This is a genomic window from bacterium (genome assembly GCA_021159335.1).
Lineage (GTDB): Bacteria > UBP14 > UBA6098 > B30-G16 > B30-G16 > JAGGRZ01.
Genome location: JAGGRZ010000027.1, coordinates 1 through 1,199, shown reverse-complemented (window position 1 = coordinate 1,199; position 1,199 = coordinate 1). Strand labels below are relative to the sequence as shown.

At 45.7% G+C, this 1,199-nt stretch carries 1 protein-coding gene; it reads right to left on the bottom strand.

Features of this window, described 5'->3' with window-relative positions; translation table 11 throughout:
- Positions 1 to 1,072: IS256 family transposase (locus J7J62_01810; GenBank protein ID MCD6123892.1), on the bottom strand; the 1,072-nt coding region annotated here is incomplete at its 3' end.
- Positions 1,073 to 1,199: the final 127 nt, after the last annotated feature.

Below are 1,199 nucleotides of genomic sequence, written 5' to 3'. Positions count from 1 at the left end.
GCCCCACTGACTGAAAATGCCCCCTCTTCTCATACCTCATCACCTCCATTAGACTGTTGAAACTCTCAACTAAATTCGTCGTGTATATAAACCTCCTTATATCCCCCGGATACTTCAAGAAAGCAAGATAGCTCCCCGCCTTCCTCATTAAAATCTCCATATACCTCGGATACCTGTCTCTGTACCTCTCACACAACTCCCTAAACTCCTCTAACCCCAACTCATAATCCGGTGCCATGGCTATCCTCTTGAGCCCCATAATAAATTCCGATGCATCCTTCCTCCCTAAGTTCCTCTTTATGTTCCTCATCAAATGCACATAACACAACTGATGATCACTCAATGGAAATACCTCCAATACCGCATCCTCCAACCCCTTGAAATCATCCGACACAACCAAAAGCGGCCTCTTTAACCCCCTGTCTATCAAATCCCTCAATACCTCTAACCACATTGACTTACTCTCCTGCCCAAACCTCACATAAAACCCCAAAAGCTCCTTCCCACCCCCCAAATCTATCCCCACTACCACATAAACCTGAGCTTTCCTCACCCTCCCACTCTCCTTCACATTGCACCCATAAGCATCTATAAATACCGCCAACCAATCGGACCCCAACTCCCTCGCCTTGAAATCCTCAACCGCCTCCTCCAACGCCACCCTTATCTCCTCTATATCACCCTCCGAGTAAAATAATCCCAACCCCCTTAAAGTCCTTCTTATCTCCCCCTTCGAATATCCATTGGCTATAAGCGAAATCAATAGAGCCTGATACTCTGAATCTGAACGCCTCCACCTATCTGGCAAAATAGAAGGTCTAAATTCCCCATCTCTGTCCCTTGGAACCTTAAGATCTAACTTAAAAGCCCCGGTAGTCAGTGACCTGTTGTAATAACCATTTGCCTTGTTCGACTCTGCGTTCTTCAGATAGACATCCCTTTCCGCCTTCATAAGGGTGTCTAAGAGCATCTCGAGGAGTGCCCTTATAGGGGGACTGCCTTTTTGCTCTTTTTCCTCAAGATAGGACTTGACAATTTCGGAGATCAGTTTATCCTTATCAACGGATTTCATGGTATTTACCTCCGTTTTTGGGGGTAATTATAGAGGAGTCCCCTGTTTCTACGAAACAGGGGACTCCCTGTAAACCCTTTAGCTTATCTCGGTTATTTTCTCCAGACACAATATTTAGGTTACAGCC